General features: G+C 47.8%; 2 protein-coding genes. Both read right to left on the bottom strand.

The genetic code is table 11. The features are described from left to right. The coding region (locus tag KDD36_15150; GenBank protein MCB0397985.1) for a hypothetical protein at positions 1-295 on the bottom strand (295 nt) is incomplete at its 3' end. Then, a complete protein-coding gene (locus KDD36_15145) occupies positions 258-1589 on the bottom strand; it encodes an aspartate kinase (GenBank protein ID MCB0397984.1) in 1332 nt (443 codons plus the stop codon). The genes KDD36_15150 and KDD36_15145, both read right to left, overlap by 38 nt. Positions 1590-1670 lie beyond the last annotated feature (81 nt).

The raw sequence follows: 1670 nt of genomic DNA, 5'->3' as shown, positions 1-1670 counted from the left end.
TGGAAGCAAAGCCGGTCTCAACTGCCCTTTTGACCTCATTTCCACTAACACAATCGGCTCCCAGACCATGCTCACGAATGACTTCAAGTATCCGTGGATTGGAGTTTGCCTTGAATGCATAATGTACATGATAACCCAGCGGATCCGTTACAGCCTTCATGGCCTTCAACGTCTCCCGAAGTACCTCCAGGTTATAAAAGAAAAAAGGTGTACGCTGTTCCCTGAACTGCGCGATATGTTGTTGCAGTGACACGGCTTCAGACTTGCTCTGCACGGATGTCGTCGAATATGACATTGAGGGCATTGAGGGTTTTGTTTTTATCGGATGTATTGACCAGGATAGAGATATTGTTTTTACTTCCACCATAGGAGATCATACGTACTGCCACATCTTCCAACGCGTTGAACACGTTTCTGACAACACCTGTCCGGTCCATAATGAGGTCGCCGACGATACACACAATCGTTTTATCTTCTTCCACTTCCACAAAGGAGAATGACTCCAGTTCCTTCACGATCTCTTTCACGTGCCTGGTATTGTCGATCGTCAGGGAGACGGCCACCTCAGAGGTGGTGATCATATCAATCGGGGTCTTATAGCGTTCAAACACCTCAAAGACCTTACGCAGAAAACCATAGGCCAAAAGCATACGACCTGATTTCACCTTGATGGCCGTGATACCATCCTTTGCTGCAACCGCTTTGATAGCAGCCGCTCCGGTCTCATTACTGATCGTGGTACCTTTGGCTGCCGGATCCATGGTATTGAGCAATTTCACCGGTATATTCTTGTCTTTCGCCGGACGAACACTCAAAGGGTGCAGGATCTTCGCACCGAAATAGGCCAGCTCGGCAGCCTCTTCAAATGACATTTGGGCAATGGGGAAAGTATCCTCTACGATTCGCGGATCGTTGTTGTGCATGCCGTCGATATCCGTCCATATCTGAATCTCCTCAGCATCACCGGCAGCCCCGATCAGGGAAGCCGTGTAGTCACTTCCACCACGCTTCAGGTTATCAATTTCTCCGAAAGCATCGCGACAAATATATCCCTGGGTGATAAATAAGTTCTTTCCGGGGTATTTGGCCAGGGTCCTGGCCAGGTGTTCGGAAATGTAAGGCATATCCGGCTCTTCATTTTCATCGATCCGCATAAAATCCAGGGCCGGGAGCAATGCCGAATCCACGCTTTGTTCTTCAAGGTAGTAATGAAACAGCGCGGTAGACATCAACTCACCCTGAGCCAGCACTGCGCGCTCCTCAAAAAGTGTAAAGCTATCTTCTGTGAATGCAAGCAGGTATTTGAAATGTTCATCAATGAGCTGACGGCCTTTTTGGATGGCACCTTCAGCGCTGTAAAGGGATTGGATGAATTCCTCGTAATGCTTTTTAAGCACAGCGATCTTTTCTCTGGCCTGCACTTTTTCCTTCTTGTACAGGCATTCAGCGATTTCTACCAATGCATTCGTCGTACCCGACAAGGCGGATAGTACCACAATGCGCACATCATCTCCTGTGATGATGCGAGCTACTTCATGCATGCGTTCAGGCTTGCCTACGGAAGTTCCGCCAAATTTCAGTACCCTCATAACGATGGATCAAAGACTGGTTTACAACAGTTAAAACGGCCGCAAAGATACTAAATATAGTAGTTAGTAGATAGTCGTTGG

The sequence above is a fragment of the Flavobacteriales bacterium genome (assembly GCA_020435415.1).
GTDB lineage: Bacteria > Bacteroidota > Bacteroidia > JACJYZ01 > JACJYZ01 > JACJYZ01.
Note: the sequence above shows the minus strand (reverse complement) of the source record. Positions and strands in the feature narration are given on the sequence as shown.